Annotated in this window: 11 protein-coding genes and 1 pseudogene; 9 read left to right on the top strand and 3 right to left on the bottom strand. The window is 58.2% G+C overall.

Features of this window, described 5'->3' with window-relative positions; all coding sequences use genetic code 11:
• Positions 1 to 49: 49 nt before the first annotated feature.
• The 8 genes from nuoG (at position 50) to nuoN (ending at position 10130) form a co-directional block, all read left to right on the top strand.
• Complete coding sequence (gene nuoG / locus ONZ54_RS09625) at positions 50 to 2797, top strand: NADH-quinone oxidoreductase subunit NuoG (RefSeq protein ID WP_271788019.1); 2748 nt, start codon at positions 50 to 52, stop codon at positions 2795 to 2797.
• Positions 2794 to 3762, top strand: coding sequence for an NADH-quinone oxidoreductase subunit NuoH (nuoH, locus tag ONZ54_RS09620; protein ID WP_005314900.1), 969 nt, complete (start codon positions 2794 to 2796; stop codon positions 3760 to 3762). The genes nuoG and nuoH overlap by 4 nt, the downstream gene beginning before the upstream one ends.
• 9 nt (positions 3763 to 3771) lie before the next feature.
• Positions 3772 to 4314: an NADH-quinone oxidoreductase subunit NuoI gene (nuoI, locus tag ONZ54_RS09615; protein ID WP_058395410.1), complete on the top strand. Its 543-nt coding sequence runs from the start codon at positions 3772 to 3774 to the stop codon at positions 4312 to 4314.
• A 10-nt stretch (positions 4315 to 4324) separates the two neighbouring features.
• Positions 4325 to 4876, top strand: coding sequence for an NADH-quinone oxidoreductase subunit J (gene nuoJ, locus ONZ54_RS09610; protein WP_058395411.1), 552 nt, complete (start codon positions 4325 to 4327; stop codon positions 4874 to 4876).
• Entirely contained in the window at positions 4873 to 5181 is a 309-nt protein-coding gene (nuoK, locus tag ONZ54_RS09605; protein WP_005314891.1) for an NADH-quinone oxidoreductase subunit NuoK, read from the top strand. Before nuoJ ends, nuoK begins: the two co-directional genes overlap by 4 nt.
• Positions 5178 to 7025, top strand: a complete 1848-nt coding sequence (gene nuoL, locus ONZ54_RS09600; RefSeq protein ID WP_271788018.1) for an NADH-quinone oxidoreductase subunit L — start codon at positions 5178 to 5180, stop codon at positions 7023 to 7025. Before nuoK ends, nuoL begins: the two co-directional genes overlap by 4 nt.
• A 62-nt stretch (positions 7026 to 7087) precedes the next feature.
• Complete coding sequence (gene nuoM, locus ONZ54_RS09595) at positions 7088 to 8608, top strand: NADH-quinone oxidoreductase subunit M (RefSeq protein WP_042468233.1); 1521 nt, start codon at positions 7088 to 7090, stop codon at positions 8606 to 8608.
• Between the two features lie 58 nt (positions 8609 to 8666).
• A complete protein-coding gene (gene nuoN, locus ONZ54_RS09590; RefSeq protein WP_271788017.1) occupies positions 8667 to 10130 on the top strand; it encodes an NADH-quinone oxidoreductase subunit NuoN in 1464 nt (487 codons plus the stop codon).
• 196 nt (positions 10131 to 10326) lie between these two features.
• Here the strand turns inward: nuoN and ONZ54_RS09585 are convergent, their stop codons facing one another.
• The gene (locus ONZ54_RS09585; protein WP_271788016.1) at positions 10327 to 12219 is read right to left on the bottom strand and encodes a M6 family metalloprotease domain-containing protein; all 1893 of its coding nucleotides are present in this window, start codon (positions 12217 to 12219) and stop codon (positions 10327 to 10329) included.
• 160 nt (positions 12220 to 12379) lie between these two features.
• On the opposite strand from ONZ54_RS09585, the pseudogene ONZ54_RS09580 reads away from it, so the two are divergent.
• Positions 12380 to 12692: pseudogene (locus ONZ54_RS09580) on the top strand (NADH-quinone oxidoreductase subunit N); the annotation flags it as partial.
• Positions 12693 to 12879: 187 nt separating this feature from the next.
• Here the strand turns inward: ONZ54_RS09580 and ONZ54_RS09575 are convergent.
• Both ONZ54_RS09575 and secF read right to left on the bottom strand, forming a co-directional pair.
• The gene (locus tag ONZ54_RS09575; protein ID WP_271788266.1) at positions 12880 to 14499 is read right to left on the bottom strand and encodes a methyl-accepting chemotaxis protein; all 1620 of its coding nucleotides are present in this window, start codon (positions 14497 to 14499) and stop codon (positions 12880 to 12882) included.
• 374 nt (positions 14500 to 14873) lie between these two features.
• The gene (secF, locus tag ONZ54_RS09570) at positions 14874 to 15788 is read right to left on the bottom strand and encodes a protein translocase subunit SecF (RefSeq protein ID WP_170946506.1); all 915 of its coding nucleotides are present in this window, start codon (positions 15786 to 15788) and stop codon (positions 14874 to 14876) included.
• Positions 15789 to 15859: the final 71 nt, after the last annotated feature.

Genomic DNA, 15859 nt, shown 5'->3' with positions numbered 1-15859 from the left:
AGGCGCATCGGGCAATAGCCGATTTCACCATAGGTTTCAGGAACGTTGTATGGCGACCATTTTTGTAGACGGTAAAGAGTACGAGGTAGACGGGGCAGACAACCTGCTGCAGGCCTGTCTGTCGCTGGGTCTGGACGTCCCCTATTTTTGCTGGCATCCGGCGCTGGGTAGCGTGGGTGCCTGCCGCCAGTGTGCGGTCAAGCAGTATCAGAATGCCGACGACAAGCGCGGCCGGCTGGTCATGTCCTGCATGACCCCCTCTACCGATGGCACCTATATCTCCATCGAAGACGAAGAGGCGAAAGAGTTTCGCAAGTGTGTGGTGGAGTGGCAGATGACCAACCACCCCCACGACTGCCCTGTCTGTGAAGAGGGCGGAGCCTGCCACCTGCAGGACATGACGGTGATGACGGGCCACAACAGCCGTCGCTACCGTTTTACCAAGCGTACCCACCAGAATCAGGAACTGGGGCCCTTCATCAATCATGAGATGAACCGCTGCATCGCCTGTTATCGCTGCGTGCGTTACTACAAGGATTACGCCGGTGGCGAGGATCTGGGGGTCTATGGCGCCCACGACAACGTCTATTTCGGCCGGGTCGAAGATGGCACCCTGGAGAGCGAATTCTCCGGCAACTTGGTGGAAGTCTGCCCAACCGGCGTGTTCACCGACAAGACCCACTCAGAGCGTTACAACCGCAAGTGGGACATGCAGTTTGCCCCCAGCGTCTGCCAGCAGTGCTCGGTGGGCTGCAACATCAGCCCGGGTGAGCGTTATGGCGAGCTGCGCCGCATAGAAAACCGCTTCCATGGCGGCATCAATCACTACTTCCTGTGCGATCGTGGCCGCTTTGGCTATGGCTACGTCAATCTGGCTGACCGTCCCCGTCAACCGCTGCTTCGGGTAGATAAAGAGCAGCGCGATGGCAACGACCCGCTGGCCATCACTGTGGATGGCGCCCTCAACCGCGCCGCCGATGCCCTGCGCACCGCCAGCGCCGTCATCGGCATCGGTTCACCGCGCGCGTCGCTGGAGAGCAACTTCGCCCTGCGCGAACTGGTCGGGGCCGACAACTTCTATTGCGGCGTTGAGCAAAGTGAGTGGGCGTGTCTGCAAAAGATGCTGCACATACTGCAGCACAGCGGTATTCGCACGCCGAGCCTGCGGGACATGGAAGAGGCCGACGCCATTCTGGTGCTCGGTGAAGATGTCACCATGAGCGCCGCCCGTATCGCCCTGGCGCTGCGCCAATCGGTCAAGGGCAAGGCCCGTGAAATCGCCCGCAAAATGAAGGTGGACTTGTGGCAGGTCGCCGCTGTGCAGACCCTGGGCCAGAATGAACGCTACCCTCTACTCATCACCAGCCTGGACAGCACCCGCCTCGACGACGTGGCGGCAGAAAAACTGCACGCCCCCCACTCGGATCAAGCCCGCCTCGGCTTTGCCATCGCCCATCTGCTCGACAGCTCGGCGCCAGCCCTGTCCGATCTCGGCCAAGAGCAGCAGGCGCAAGCCACTCGCTGGGCCGACCTGCTAGGCAATGCCAAAAAGCCGCTCATCATCGCAGGCTCGGGCGCCCGCACCCCGGCATTGATCGACGCGGCCAGCAATATCGCCCGCGCCCTCAAAGGCCGCGGTCAGGACGTCAGTCTGGCACTGGTGGCACAAGAGGCCAACAGCCTGGGGCTGGCCATGCTGGCCGGCAACGCCGCCCCGCTGGAAGCCGCACTCACCCGCATCGAGGCCCAGGATAATCTGGCGCTGGTGACCCTGGAGAACGATCTCTATCGCCGTGCCCCCCGCAATCGGGTCGATGCCGCCTTCAATCGCCTGCAACACCTGCTGGTCATCGATCATCAGGCTACCCAGACCGCTCAAAAAGCCGATCTGGTGCTCCCTGCCGCCAGCTTTGCCGAGGCCGATGGCACCCTGGTCAATATGGAGGGGCGCGCCCAGCGCTTCTTCCAGGTCTACGCCCCCGCCTTCTACAACGCCGACATTCAGGTGCGTGAAGGGTGGCGCTGGCTGGCCGCGCTGCAAAGCGCACTCCTGCGCCAACCGCTGCGCTGGCAGACCTATGAGCAGATAAGCCATGACTGTGCCACCAGCCATCCGCTGCTGGCCACCATGCAGGAAGCGGCCCCCAACGCCGGATTGCGGATCCGTGGCATGAAACTGGCCCGTGAACCGCACCGTTACAGCGGCCGCACCTCCATGCTGGCGGATCAGAACGTCAGCGAACCCAGAGTGGCGCAAGACCCGGATTCCCCCTTCAGCTTCTCCATGGAAGGCTATGCCGGTGCCCGTCAGCCGATGCAGCAGGTGCCGTTCGCCTGGGCGCCGGGGTGGAACTCGCCCTCTGCCTGGAACAAGTTCCAGAGCGAGGTAGGTGGCAACCTTCGGGCCGGCGATCCTGGTCGCCGTCTGCTGGAGCCGGGCGACGACCCCCTGGCTTGGTTCGACACCATTCCTGCCCCCTTCACCGCCCAGGAAGCCCTGCAGGTGGTCAACTATGACCAGCTGTTTGGCGGCGAGGAGCTCTCCGCCAGAAGCCCCGTCATACAGGCACGCATGAATGAACCCGTGATGGTGCTGAACCCGGCCGATGCGGCTCGCCTTGCCCTCAAGGCGGGCAACCAGGTGAGCTTCTCCTGGGGTGGCAACCACTGGCGTCTGAAGCTGCGACTGAGCCATGCCCTGGCGCAGGGCCTGCTGGGACTGCCCCTTGGAGTGAACGGTCTGCCGACCGCACTGCAACAGGCCTATATCAACAACCTGCAGGAGGCCATCGCATGAGTGATTCCCTGATCGACCTGTTGCTGGAGGTTGGCAAGGCATTGATAGTGCTGGTGGGGATAGTGGGGGCTGGCGCCTTCATGAGCTTCATCGAACGCCGCCTGCTGGCCCTGTGGCAGGACAGATACGGCCCCAATCGGGTGGGCCCGTTCGGTCTGCTGCAACTGGCGGCCGACATGATCAAGATGTTCTTCAAGGAGGACTGGATCCCGCCGTTCGCCGATCGCCGGATCTTCATCCTGGCTCCCATCATCGCCTTCACCGCCTTTATTCTGGCGTTTGCCGTGGTGCCGCTCACCCCTACCTGGGGCGTGGCGGATCTCAACGTGGGGCTGCTCTACATCCTGGCCATAGCAGGGCTCGCTGTCTATGCCGTGCTGTTCGCCGGCTGGTCGAGCAACAACAAGTACTCATTGCTCGGCAGCCTGCGCGCCTCTGCCCAGACCCTCTCCTATGAAGTGTTCCTGGGGCTCTCCCTGATGGGGATAGTGATCCAGACCGGCAGCTTCAACCTGAGAGACATAGTCGAAGCCCAGGCCGGCTTGTGGAACGTGGTGCCCCAGATACTGGGCTTCATCACCTTCCTGTTTGCCGGCGTCGCCGTCACCCACCGTCACCCGTTTGACCAGCCGGAGGCCGAGCAGGAGCTCGCCGACGGTTATCACATCGAGTACGCGGGCATGAAATGGGGTCTCTTCTTCGTGGGCGAATACATCGGCATAGTGCTGATCTCCTCCCTCATAGTGACCCTGTTCTTCGGCGGCTGGCATGGCCCCTGGTTACCCCCTTTCATCTGGTTTGCCCTGAAGACCGCCTGTTTCATGGTGTTCTTCATCCTGCTGCGGGCTTCCTTGCCAAGGCCGCGCTTTGACCAGGTGATGTCGTTTGGCTGGAAAGTCTGCTTGCCGTTGACCCTTGTCAATATGCTGATCACCGGCGCCGTGGTGCTGATAAATGTGCAGTGAGGCACGACTATGAAAATCATTAACATCATAAAGGGTGTCGGCACCCAGTTACGTAGCCTGGGCATGGTGTTCTCCCATGCCTGGCGTCCCCGCGAGACCCTGAGCTATCCGGAGGAATCCGTCTACAGCACGCCCCGCTACCGTGGTCGTATCGTGCTGACCCGTGATCCGGACGGTGACGAGCGCTGCGTGGCGTGCAACCTGTGCGCCGTGGCCTGCCCGGTCGGTTGCATCTCGCTGCAAAAAGCCGAACGCGACGATGGCCGCTGGTATCCCGAGTTCTTTCGCATCAACTTCTCCCGCTGCATCTTCTGCGGCTTGTGCGAAGAAGCCTGCCCCACTACCGCCATCCAGCTGACGCCGGATTTCGAAATGGGGGAATACCGCCGCCAGGATCTGGTGTACGAGAAAGAAGATCTGCTGATCAGCGGGCCCGGCAAATACCCGGACTACAACTTCTATCGCATGAGCGGGATGGCCATCGACGGCAAGCCGAAAGGGGATGCCGAGCACGAAGCCAAACCCATCGATGTCAAAAGCCTGCTGCCCTGAGGAGTCAATCATGGAACTGGCATTTTATGCCGCGGCCCTGGTCGCCGTTTACAGCACGCTGCGGGTGATCAGCACCAGCAATCCCATGCATGCGCTGCTCAATCTCATCATTTCGATCATCGCCGTGGCCATGATCTTCTTCTGCCTGGGGGCCTCTTTCGCGGGCGCCCTGCAGGTGATCGTCTATGCGGGCGCCATCATGGTGCTGTTCGTGTTCGTGGTGATGATGCTGAACCTGGGGTCGTCCCAGGCCCAGGAGAAGAAGTGGCTCACCCCCATGACCTGGGGCGGCCCCGCCCTGCTCTCTCTCATCCTGCTCGGCTTTCTGGCCTACGGCATCCTGGGCGTGACCGGTGGTCAGCTTGGTCTGAGTGACGTCAGTGCGAAAGAGGTGGGCATAGCCCTGTTCGGCCCCTATGTGCTGGCAGTGGAGCTGGCCTCCATCCTGCTGCTGGCGGGTCTGGTGACCGCCTACCATCTGGGTCGTGAAGACAAGAGCGGCGAGGTGCTTTCTGTCCCCCGCGCCTCATCCCGCTCGTCACAAGAAGGAGGTCCGCTATGAATGGCATTCCAATGGAACACGGCCTTCTACTGGCTGCGATCCTGTTCTGCATCGGGTTATGCGGTCTGCTGATCCGCCGTAACTTGCTGTTTATTCTCATGAGTATCGAGATCATGATGAATGCCTCGGCGCTGGCGTTCGTGGTGGCAGGCAGCCGCTGGGCCCAGGCCGATGGCCAGATCATGTACATACTGGTGATTTCTCTGGCGGCAGCGGAGGCCAGTATCGGCCTCGCCCTGTTACTGCTGCTCTATCGTCGTTACCACACCCTCAACGTGGACACTGTGAGCGAGATGCGCGGATGAGCCTCTTATACCTGACGTTTCTATTTCCGCTGCTGGGATGGCTGGTGCTGGCCTTCTCCATCGGCCGTTTCGGCGAGCGCACCTCGGCCCTGATCGGGGTTGGCAGCATAGGGTTGTCGGCCCTCACCACCCTGTGGGTCGGCGTCGATTTCCTCACGGCCATGCCGGTCGGCGGCGTCTATACCCAGACCCTGTGGCAATGGATGGCGGTGGGCAACTTCAGTCCCAGCTTCCGCCTCGCACTGGACGGCCTGTCGCTGACCATGCTGGGGGTAGTGACAGGGGTGGGTTTCTTCATCCACCTGTTCGCCTCCTGGTACATGCGCGGGGAAGAGGGCTATTCCCGCTTCTTCACCTATACCAACCTCTTCATCGCCAGCATGGTGTTCCTGGTGCTGGCCGATGACCTGCTGTTCGTCTACCTCGGCTGGGAAGGGGTGGGGCTGTGCAGTTACCTGCTGATCGGCTTCTACTACCGCAACCCGGCCAACGGGGCTGCCGCCCTCAAGGCGTTCGTGGTGACCCGGGTTGGCGACGTCTTCCTCGCCATCGGCCTCTTCATTCTTTACCGGGAGCTGGGCACCCTCAACATCCACGAGCTGCTAGTGCGCGCCCCCGTTATGTTTGCCGAGGGCTCCCCTGCCCTCTCCCTGGCCTGCCTGATGTTGCTGGGCGGTGCGGTCGGCAAATCTGCCCAGCTGCCGCTGCAAACCTGGCTGGCGGATGCCATGGCGGGCCCGACCCCGGTCTCGGCCCTCATCCACGCCGCCACCATGGTGACCGCCGGTGTCTACCTGATTGCCCGCACCCACGGCCTCTTCCTGCTGGCCCCCGAGATCCTGCATCTGGTGGCGCAGGTCGGTGCCATTACTCTGGTGTTGGCCGGTTTCGCAGCCCTGGTGCAGACCGATATCAAGCGGATCCTCGCCTACTCCACCATGAGCCAGATTGGTTACATGTTTCTGGCCCTCGGGGTCGGTGCCTGGGAAGGGGCCATTTTCCATCTGATGACCCACGCCTTCTTCAAGGCGCTCTTGTTCCTCTCCGCCGGTGCCGTCATCGTTGCCTGTCACCACGAGCAGAACATCTTCAAGATGGGGGGCCTGCGCAAAAGCTTGCCGCTGGTCTATGCCTGCTTCCTGGTGGGGGGCTCGGCGCTGGCTGCATTGCCGCTGGTGACCGCCGGTTTCTACAGTAAAGACGCCATCCTGTGGCAGGTGCAGGCATCCGGCCAGACCACCCTGTTGTGGGCGGGTCTGGTGGGCGCCTTCCTGACCTCGCTCTATACCTTCCGCCTCATTTTCATCGCCTTCCACGGCAAGGTGCAGACGCAAGCCCATGCCGGTCACGGTCTGGCCCACCAGCTGCCGCTGCTGGTGTTGCTGGTGCTCTCCACAGGTATTGGGGCCCTGATAGTGCCGCCACTGGCCGGGGTACTGCCAGCCGGGCCGGGAGACAATATCGAAACGGGTCGCCATACCCTGGAGATCGTCTCCGGCATTGTTGCCATCGCAGGCATTGCCCTGGCGGCCTTCCTGTTCCTCGGCGAACGACGCCTGGCAAACAAGATTGCATCCAGCGCGCCGGGCCGTCTGCTCAGCACCCTCTGGTTCAATGCCTGGGGCTTTGACTGGTTGTATGAACGGCTGTGGGTCAAACCCTATCTGCTGGGGACCCGACTGCTTGGCAAGGACCCGCTGGACTGGATGATGAACCTGCCCGCCTGGCTGGCACAGCGCGGCCACCAGCTGTCGGTCTGGACCGTTTCCGGCAAGTTGCGCTGGTATGCCGCCTCCATGGGGATGGGTGCCACCCTGATCCTGGCTCTGTTGCTGCTTGGCTGACCCCATGCGGCCCCTGAACGCGGACTAGTACCATTACTCGCACATAAACGAGAGCTGATATCGTGACCTTACTCTGGATCTTGTTAATTCCTTTCATCGGCGGTCTGCTCTGTTGGCAGATGGAGCGCCTTGGTGAGCAATTCGTACGCTGGGTTGCCCTGTTGTCGATGAGCGCCTGCCTGTTGCTCTCCTGCGCCATCTGGTGGAGCGGTGACTTCACCCTGATCAACCAGACCGGCGTGCCCGTCTGGGCCGCCGAGCTGCAACTGCCCTGGATCCCCCGCTTTGGCATCTCCTTGCACCTGGCGGTGGATGGCCTCTCCCTGTTGATGGTGATGCTCACCTGCTTTATCGGGGTACTGGCCATCCTCTGCTCCTGGAAGGAGATAGTGCAGCGCATCGGCTTCTTCCACCTCAACCTGCTCTGGATCCTGGGGGGGGTGCTCGGTGTCTTCATGGCCGTGGACCTGTTCCTGTTCTTCTTCTTCTGGGAGATGATGCTGGTTCCCATGTACTTCCTGATCGCGCTGTGGGGCCATTCGGTCACCGATGGCAAGTCACGGATCAACGCCGCCACCAAGTTCTTCATCTACACCCAGGTCAGCGGCCTCATCATGCTGGTCGCCATCCTGGGTCTGGTGCTGACCCACCATGCCGCCACCGGCGTCTTCACCTTTAACTACGCGGATCTGCTCCACACCCCCATGAGTACGGGTGTCCAGTGGCTGTTGATGCTGGGCTTCTTCATCGCCTTCGCGGTCAAGATGCCGCTGGTGCCACTGCACGGCTGGCTGCCGGATGCCCACAGTCAGGCGCCGACCGCAGGCTCGGTTGACCTGGCAGGCATCTTGCTCAAAACCGCTGCCTATGGCCTGCTGCGTTTTGCCCTGCCCCTGTTTCCGGAGGCCTCTGCCGAATTTGCCCCCTACGCCATGGCGCTGGGTCTCATTGGCATCATCTACGGCGCCCTGGTGGCCTTTGCCCAGACCGACATCAAGCGGCTGGTGGCCTACACCAGCATCTCCCACATGGGCTTTGTGATGATCGCCATCTACTCGGGCAGCGAACTGGCATTGCAAGGTGCCGTGGTGCAGATGATTGCTCACGGGCTCTCCGCCGCTGGCCTCTTCATCCTGTGTGGTCAGCTTTACGAGCGGCTGCATACTCGGGATTTGCGCCTGATGGGTGGCCTCTGGGGTCGACTGCGTTACCTGCCCGGCGTCATGCTGTTCTTCTCGGTGGCTTCCCTTGGCATGCCGGGCACCGGCAACTTCGTCGGCGAGTTCCTGATCCTGATCGGCAGTTTCCAGGTCGCCCCCGTCATCACTGTCATCGCCACCTTCGGGCTGGTGCTGGCGTCCGTCTACTCCCTCATCATGTTGCAACGGGCCTGCTTCGGTGCGCCCAAAGATACCACCATGCTCAAGGGGCTGGATCGCCGCGAACTGGTGATGATGATGACCATAGCCGGCCTGCTGATACTGCTCGGTGTCTATCCCCAGCCCATACTCGATACCGCTGGCAGCAGCCTGATGAGCGTGCTGCACTGGTACGCACTGCCATCCGCAGGAGCCTTGCAATGACATCTTCCTCTCAACGGCCCACCCTGTTGCCTTTCTTGCACACGACAGGAGCACTGCAATGACCTTCACCGCTTCTCAACTGCTGGCGCTCTTGCCCCTGCTGCTGACCACGGGGACCATGGTGGCCCTGATGCTGGCCATCGCCTGGCGGCGCTGTGACGACACCGCCTTCATCGTCACCATCACTGGCCTGAACCTGACGCTCTTCTCACTGCCCATCGTCATGGCACAAGGTGATCAGGGGATCACTCCCCTGCTGCAGATCGATGGCTACGCCATCTTTTACATGGGGCTGGTGCTGGTCGGCGCGCTTGCTACCTGTACCTTCGGTCGCTCCTGGCTCAAGGGTTACCCGGACAACCGGGAAGAGTTCTACCTGCTGCTGGTGATCGCTACCATAGGCGGGCTTGTGCTGGCCGGCTCCCGTCATCTGGCGTCGCTGTTCATCGGGATCGAGATGCTGACCCTGCCCATGTTCGGTCTGGTGGGTTACGCCTACCGCGAGCGCCATTCGCTGGAGGCCAGCATCAAGTACATGGTGCTCTCCGCCGCCGCCACCGCCTTTTTGCTGTTTGGCATGGCCTTGCTCTATGCCCAGGCAGGCAGCCTGAGCTTCAGTGATCTGGGGCTGACCCTGGCACAGAGCCCCGCCCATCATCCACTGCTGATGGGCGGTCTCGGGTTGATGCTGGTCGGCTTTGGTTTCAAGCTGTCGCTCGCTCCCTTCCACCTCTGGACACCCGACGTCTATGAAGGCGCACCGGCGCCGGTGGCCACTTTCCTCGCCACCGTCAGCAAGATAGCCGTGTTCTGCGTGCTGCTGCGATTCTATCTGGCGGTACCGGCGGCGGCGGATCCCATGATCCACTGGTTGCTGGCGGCCATGGCAGTTATCTCCATCATCATCGGCAACCTGCTGGCCCTGCTGCAAACCAACATCAAGCGGATGATGGGGTACTCCTCCATCGCCCATTTTGGTTATCTGCTGGCGGTGGTGGTGGCGAGCCGCCTCGGCCAGATACCGGTGGAAGCCGCCGGTGTCTATCTGTTGATGTACCTGTTCACCAGCCTGGGTGCCTTCGGCGTCATCAGCATGATGTCCAGCCCGTATCGCGGCAAGGATGCGGACTCCCTGCACAGCTATCGCGGCCTGTTCTGGCATCGCCCTTACCTGACCGCAGTGCTGACAGTGATGATGCTCTCCCTGGCCGGTATTCCCATGACATTGGGCTTTATCGGCAAGTTCTATCTTATTGGCGTGACGGTCGAAGCCCGGCTGTGGTGGCTCTCCGGCGCCATAGTGCTCGGCAGCGCCCTGGGGCTCTACTACTACCTGAGGGTCATGGTCACCCTCTATATGCGCGAACCCGGCATGCAGATGCGTGATGCCAAGGGCGACTGGGCCGTCACCTCGGGCGGACTGGTGGTACTGCTCTCCGCTATCATAGTGGTGGCCATGGGCATCTATCCCCAACCTGTCATCAGCCTGGTGCAGGGCTTCCAGAACGTGGTCTTGCGCTAACCCGCCCTGATAGCCAATGCCCCTTGTGTCAGGCAGCATTGGCCATCTTCCAGATATGAAAAAATCCGAAACCAGCTTGGCTGGTTTCGGATTAATGTGATTGTCAGCAGATGAAGCCAACAGATTCAGAATAGGACTTTAGTCGACACATGCCATTAATGTGTTTATTAAGACCCTTTGTATTTATGACAAGAATCTATTTTCTCAACGTGAAATCATAGTTCCCCTCACCATTATAAGAATACACTTTAAACCGATAATAACCACTACTTGCCACATAGTTAATCGCTTCATTCGAGGTGACGCTGGTGGATGTTGCCACAGATATCCAAGTACTGTTCTGCCATTTTTCCAGTGACAAATCGAAATCAGCATTGCCGGGACCGGTCAACACACCATACAGGGTTCCACCATCATATTGAAACCAGCTGCCATTCGGAATGATATGACTAACGCCCTTCCCACTCAGATAACCTGAGTAATTTTCTTGATTTGAATTACCCTCGCCACCGATGTCAAACGTCATTCGACTTGAGACAGCACTAATATTCGTCAGCTCCAACCCTGAATCAGCACCACTCCACCAGCGTGAATTGGTTCCTCGGCTGGACAGCGCATTGGGTTGAGTATCACCAAACGTGTCTTGCCCAGAAGCATGATACATATCATAAGTATCACCAAGATTAGTATTTTTTTCTGGGTCACGATTCCCGTCCGCATGCTCCATCTGAACATATGGATACCACTCATTATTATTGGAACCATCAGGATCAACATGCCATACAATCAGACCTTGACCTGGCATATACTGATTTTGCCCGGCCTGAATTCTTGTCTCTATATAAAAAGCTTCACCGGCTTTATCCGGGTTGGACCAGCGATATAGTGTGTTGCTGTTAGCCTGATGACTCAATAGACCTGAAGGTGCATTGCTGTTAACCGCAGGATTGAGCTCAGTGATCGTTTCCCAGCCACTCAGTGAGCGAAAGTAGCCATTGGGTGGAACTGGTTTTTTATGTCTGTTACCGGTTACACCGCCATATCCCATAATGCAGTGCGAGCCAGCGGATCCTCCTGAACTGCCATCGTAATCGTAAAGATCAGGCCAGCCGAACAACAGGTGTCCTGACTCGTGGATGAAGGTCCCGATAGATAAATTGCTATCCATGTTGGAGATCTGGTATTTGGATGCACAGACCCCATCAGCACACCAGCGGTTCAAGCCACCTTGATGAGGCCATAGGCCCTGAGCCCAGCCACCACCAGTACTGCCAGAATAGAACACATTCAAACCACGAATATTGCCGTTACTATCTTTCGAGATGGTCGAAAAGTCGAAGCCTTCGGTATATTCAAGCCAATCCAGCGCTTCGACTATCAACTCTCTTGCTCTGGCACCATAAGTTATCGCGGGGTCTGTGTAGTAGGACTTATATTTCTTGGCCGTATAATATCCAACCACAGTATTGGTATAGTCTAATTTATTACCAGACACAGCACGAAAATAGTCCCTGATTGATTGTGCATTTCCATGGCCTGTGTAACCGATTTGGTTGGTGTAGTTGATGACCTCACTGGGTGGAATAGAACTGGATTCATCAGGAAACTGAATCAATATGGTCAACCCTCGAACATTACCGGTTACATTGGCATATTGACTGGCAAAACCACTGATTTTGGGTGATTGGGCTTGATATTGTAAAACTTGTAATTTCCTGGCGTTACGTTGCACGATAGAACGCTTGGCATGTTGAGGAATATCAGTGTCCTTCTGTATAGACCTGGTGCTAATACCATTCGATTCGGTAACAAGGATTCCGGTCGACTCAAACATTTCTTCATTTTCTGAAAGTTTGGCATAAGCGTAACCTTTCAGGGTATTGTCATAGATAACCGGATAGCCATCTTTAGTACGTTGATCTGCGTAAAGAGTTGAGCCATTGAGGATCAACTCAAGTGTCGAACCATCCGGCTGCGTAACCGTGTGATGATAGTTGACGTAAGGTACTGCAGCTTCCGTTTGAACAGCGAACATTACTGACCCTATGATGGTTAAAATATTTAACCATCCTGCTCTTCCATTTTTCATTTTATCTTCCTTGTGAGTCCCGTGCAGAGTAAGTCTTATGTCCAGTTCACCAAGGGATCAAATTTTATTTTTAAACTGGGATGTGTGTAACCATTCACCGACGTGAATTCAAACAAAACCATGTCATTTTTTGTGGTTATATCCCTGATCAGGGAATCGCTCAGGTATTCCCATGACATTGGGCTTTATCGGCAAGTTCTATCTTATTGGCGTGACGGTCAAAGCCCGGCTGTGGTGCTTCTCTGGCGCCATAGTGCTCGGCAGCGCCCTGGGCGCTCTACTACTACTTGAGAGTCATGGTCACCCTCTATGTGCGCGAACCCGGCATGCTGATGCGTGATGCCAAGGGAGACTGGACCGTCACCTCGGGCGGGCTGGTGGTACTGCGCCCCGCCATCAAGGTGGTGGCACTGGGCATCTATCCCCAACCGATCATCAGCCAGGTGCAGGGCTTGCAGAACCGGGTCTTGCGCCAGCCCCCAATGCCCCTTGTGTCAGGCACCGTTGGCCATCTTCCAGATATGAAAAAATCCGAAACCGGCTTGGCTGGTTTCGGATTTCTTATGCGTATATCAGGGTTATCAAGGTGCCACAGATATCACTCAGCGTGAGCCCCCCCGGAACGACCTTAATGATGGCGGCACCAGGGGCCACTGACCATCACTGGATACGGTAACGAGAGATCTGCTGATGGATGCTCTCTGTGGTCACATTGAGCTCTTCCGCTGCGGCCGAGGTTTCTTCTGCCGTACTGCTGGTCTGCTGGACCACCTGTGCAATCTGCTCCACCTGATGAGCGATGGATTCCGCCGCCGAGCTTTGTTCGCGGATGGCATTGGTGATTTCACCGACCTGATCCATGACCCGGTGCGAAGCATGGCGGATCTGGGTGATGATCTCCCCGCTTTCAGTGGCCATCGCAACCCCTTGCACCACTTTTTCCTCTACCTGACTCATTCTGGACACTGTGGCCTGAGACTCTTGTTGAATCGCCTCTACCGTTGCCGAAATTTCCTGGGTTGACTGAGCCGTACGCTCAGCCAGCTTGCGCACCTCGTCAGCGACCACCGCAAATCCTCGACCTTGCTCACCCGCACGGGCCGCTTCAATGGCGGCATTGAGGGCCAGCAGATTGGTCTGGCCTGCGACGTCACGAATGACGTTCACCACACCGCCGATCCGGGAAATGCCCTCGCCCAAGGCCGTCACCTCATGGGAGGCCTGGCGAATGGAGTCGGCAATCTCGTTGATAGCTTGCACCGTTCTCTCTATGGTCGCGCCGCCGTCACTGGCAAGCTTGCCCGACTCGTTGGTGATACGGCTGGTCTCCTGGGTTCGCTGCGAGATATCCGTGATGCTCACCGTCATCTCCTCTACCCCCGCAGCAATCAAACTGGTTGCATCATTTGCCTGGCTCGCGGAACTGGCAAGGTGCTGCGCAGCCTGGGAGAGCGACTCAGCCGTGCTTTTTATTTGCAAACTGCCCACCGAAAATTCAGTAAAGGTTTGCTGCAAGGTATCCAGAAGACGGTTGACCGCATTGAGCGTCAACCCAATCTCATCCTGCTGCTTGACGTCTGCCCTCAGGGTAAAATTCAAGTCGCGCTGGATCAGGGAAAGGGTCTGCATGGCAAGTCGAAGTGGGTTGGCAACCTGATTGAACAACCAGATAAAAAGCCCCAGGGTCAATATGCCGGTGCCACCGGCAATGAACAGCAGGGTTTGCAGGCTGCTGTCATAGTTCTCTTCTCCCTGCCGCTTGAGCATCAGCCCCAGATCGACATTGAACTTGACATGGCGCTCTATCGCCTGAGCAAACTGCCCAAACAGCGTCACGACGTTGTTCGCCAGATAATCTCTGGCCTCCGTGTTTTTGTTTTGGCGCGACAGCAACAGAACCTTGTCTATCTCCAGATAATATTGGGCAATGATCCGCTGATCATCGTCAGTCAATCGCCTGTCTTCATCATTGGAAAGCATCTCGGCTTTATATTTTTCCAGAAGCGAATTGATCGCTGTCCGTATGTCAGCGATATGCGTTTCAATCTGCTGCATCTTGCCATCATCGGTATTGAGTACATGTGTCTGGATCAGCGCATGCAGCTCATAGAAGTCGGCCTGCACCTCCTTGATCAAGGATATGCTTGGCACTGTATTATCCGTCACATAACTCAAATCCTGGTTGGACGCCGCGAGGCGATTGATACTGAACCAACTGAGAAAAACGAGAGCCACCATCACCAGCAAGGCAATCAGTTGAAGCCGGCGCGCAATGTTCATAACCGCATACTCCATAAGGAAACTCCCTAGCAGGGTAGACGATGCATAAACAAAAAATGGTCTGCGAAACGGGCCATTTCATTGCATACCCTGGCCGGCCGGCCGCGCCTTTTTGACTCGCGCTTATTCGGGACTTTGCCACTCCCCCAGCCGGTGGCAGTGCCGTTCAGCACATGCCCTATGTCTGTCCCTGAACGCAATGCTGGATAAACAGCAGGCCAGCTCGCTGGGTCATACCCGCCAGCCAATAAACAAAGAGGGAGGCACAATGCCTCCCTCTTGTTATTCACACCTGTCACAAACGGGCCAAGGATTGGATCCCCTGAGCACATTGCCCAAAAACCCGTTTTGCCTGCAAGGGCTGGCGAGTCAGGTCATGCCGCTTCTGCCAGCTCTTCCTCTTTTTTCTGGTACGCCTGGGGCGTGAGTCCCAGAAGCTCCTGCACGGTCGATGCTACCGTGATGGAAGAGATGGTACCCACCAGGACGCCGGTAAACAGCGTGAAGGCGAAGCCGAACAAGGCATCCCCCCCGAACAGCAGCAGGGCTCCCACGGTAAAGAGGGTGGTCCCCGAGGTGATCATGGTGCGGCTGAAGGTCGCCTTGATCGCCACGTCCGAGCACTCGTAGATGGAGAGTTTGGTGCGTGAGCTCAAGATGTCCCGCAGCCGGTCCGAGATGACGATGCTGTCGTTGAGCGAGTAACCGATCACCGCCATCAGGCCGGCGATCACGTTGAGGTCAAACTCGATGTGGAACAGCGCCAGCAGCCCTATCGCCACCAGACCATCGTGCAGCACAGAGATCAGGATGCCGATGGCCTGGCGCCACTCGAACCGTACCGCCAGGTAGGCGGAGATGGCCAGTGAGGCCACCAGCACCGCCAGCATCCCCTGCTGGAACAGCTCGGCGCCCACCTGGGGGCCGACTATGGTGGTGCGCAGCAGCTCCACCGGCAAGTTGAGCTGTTGACCCAGCATGATCGCCAGCTCCTCGGCCGGCCAGGGCAGCTCATGGGGCGGCAGCTTGATGAGCCACTCTCCCGGAATGCCGGCGCCATTGAGTTCGATGGCCCCTGCCAGCGGCGCGCTCAGCAGGGCGTTGAGTTCATGGGCCTCTTTCAATGTCTGGATACGAAACTCCAGCAAGATACCGCCGGTGAAGTCGAGTCCGAGCTCCAGGCCGTTGATGGCCAGCACGGCTATGCTCGCCACTGTCAGCAGCACGGAAATCCATAATCCAATGTAACGCCAGCGGGTCAGCCCCATGGCAACGATCATTCTCAACATAATTTTATCCTCGACAACAGCTGACTCGGGCTTCCCAACCGGAAGCGCGTGACGCAGGCGCGGAGCAGGCT

It is taken from the genome of Aeromonas salmonicida (assembly GCF_028355655.1).
Classification (GTDB): domain Bacteria; phylum Pseudomonadota; class Gammaproteobacteria; order Enterobacterales; family Aeromonadaceae; genus Aeromonas; species Aeromonas salmonicida.
The sequence above is the reverse complement of the archived record's forward strand: the minus strand, read 5'-3'. Positions and strand labels throughout refer to the sequence as shown.

Bases quoted from the DNA above. Each gene is read 5' to 3' on its own strand.
- nuoI (WP_058395410.1), top strand. From the start codon at position 3,772: ATGAAAATCATTAACATCATAAAGGGTGTCGGCACCCAGTTACGTAGC.
- nuoN (WP_271788017.1), top strand. From the start codon at position 8,667: ATGACCTTCACCGCTTCTCAACTGCTGGCGCTCTTGCCCCTGCTGCTG.
- nuoJ (WP_058395411.1), top strand. From the start codon at position 4,325: ATGGAACTGGCATTTTATGCCGCGGCCCTGGTCGCCGTTTACAGCACG.
- nuoK (WP_005314891.1), top strand. From the start codon at position 4,873: ATGAATGGCATTCCAATGGAACACGGCCTTCTACTGGCTGCGATCCTG.
- secF (WP_170946506.1), bottom strand. From the start codon at position 15,788: ATGTTGAGAATGATCGTTGCCATGGGGCTGACCCGCTGGCGTTACATT.
- nuoL (WP_271788018.1), top strand. From the start codon at position 5,178: ATGAGCCTCTTATACCTGACGTTTCTATTTCCGCTGCTGGGATGGCTG.
- ONZ54_RS09585 (WP_271788016.1), bottom strand. From the start codon at position 12,219: ATGAAAAATGGAAGAGCAGGATGGTTAAATATTTTAACCATCATAGGG.
- nuoH (WP_005314900.1), top strand. From the start codon at position 2,794: ATGAGTGATTCCCTGATCGACCTGTTGCTGGAGGTTGGCAAGGCATTG.
- ONZ54_RS09575 (WP_271788266.1), bottom strand. From the start codon at position 14,499: ATGAACATTGCGCGCCGGCTTCAACTGATTGCCTTGCTGGTGATGGTG.
- nuoG (WP_271788019.1), top strand. From the start codon at position 50: ATGGCGACCATTTTTGTAGACGGTAAAGAGTACGAGGTAGACGGGGCA.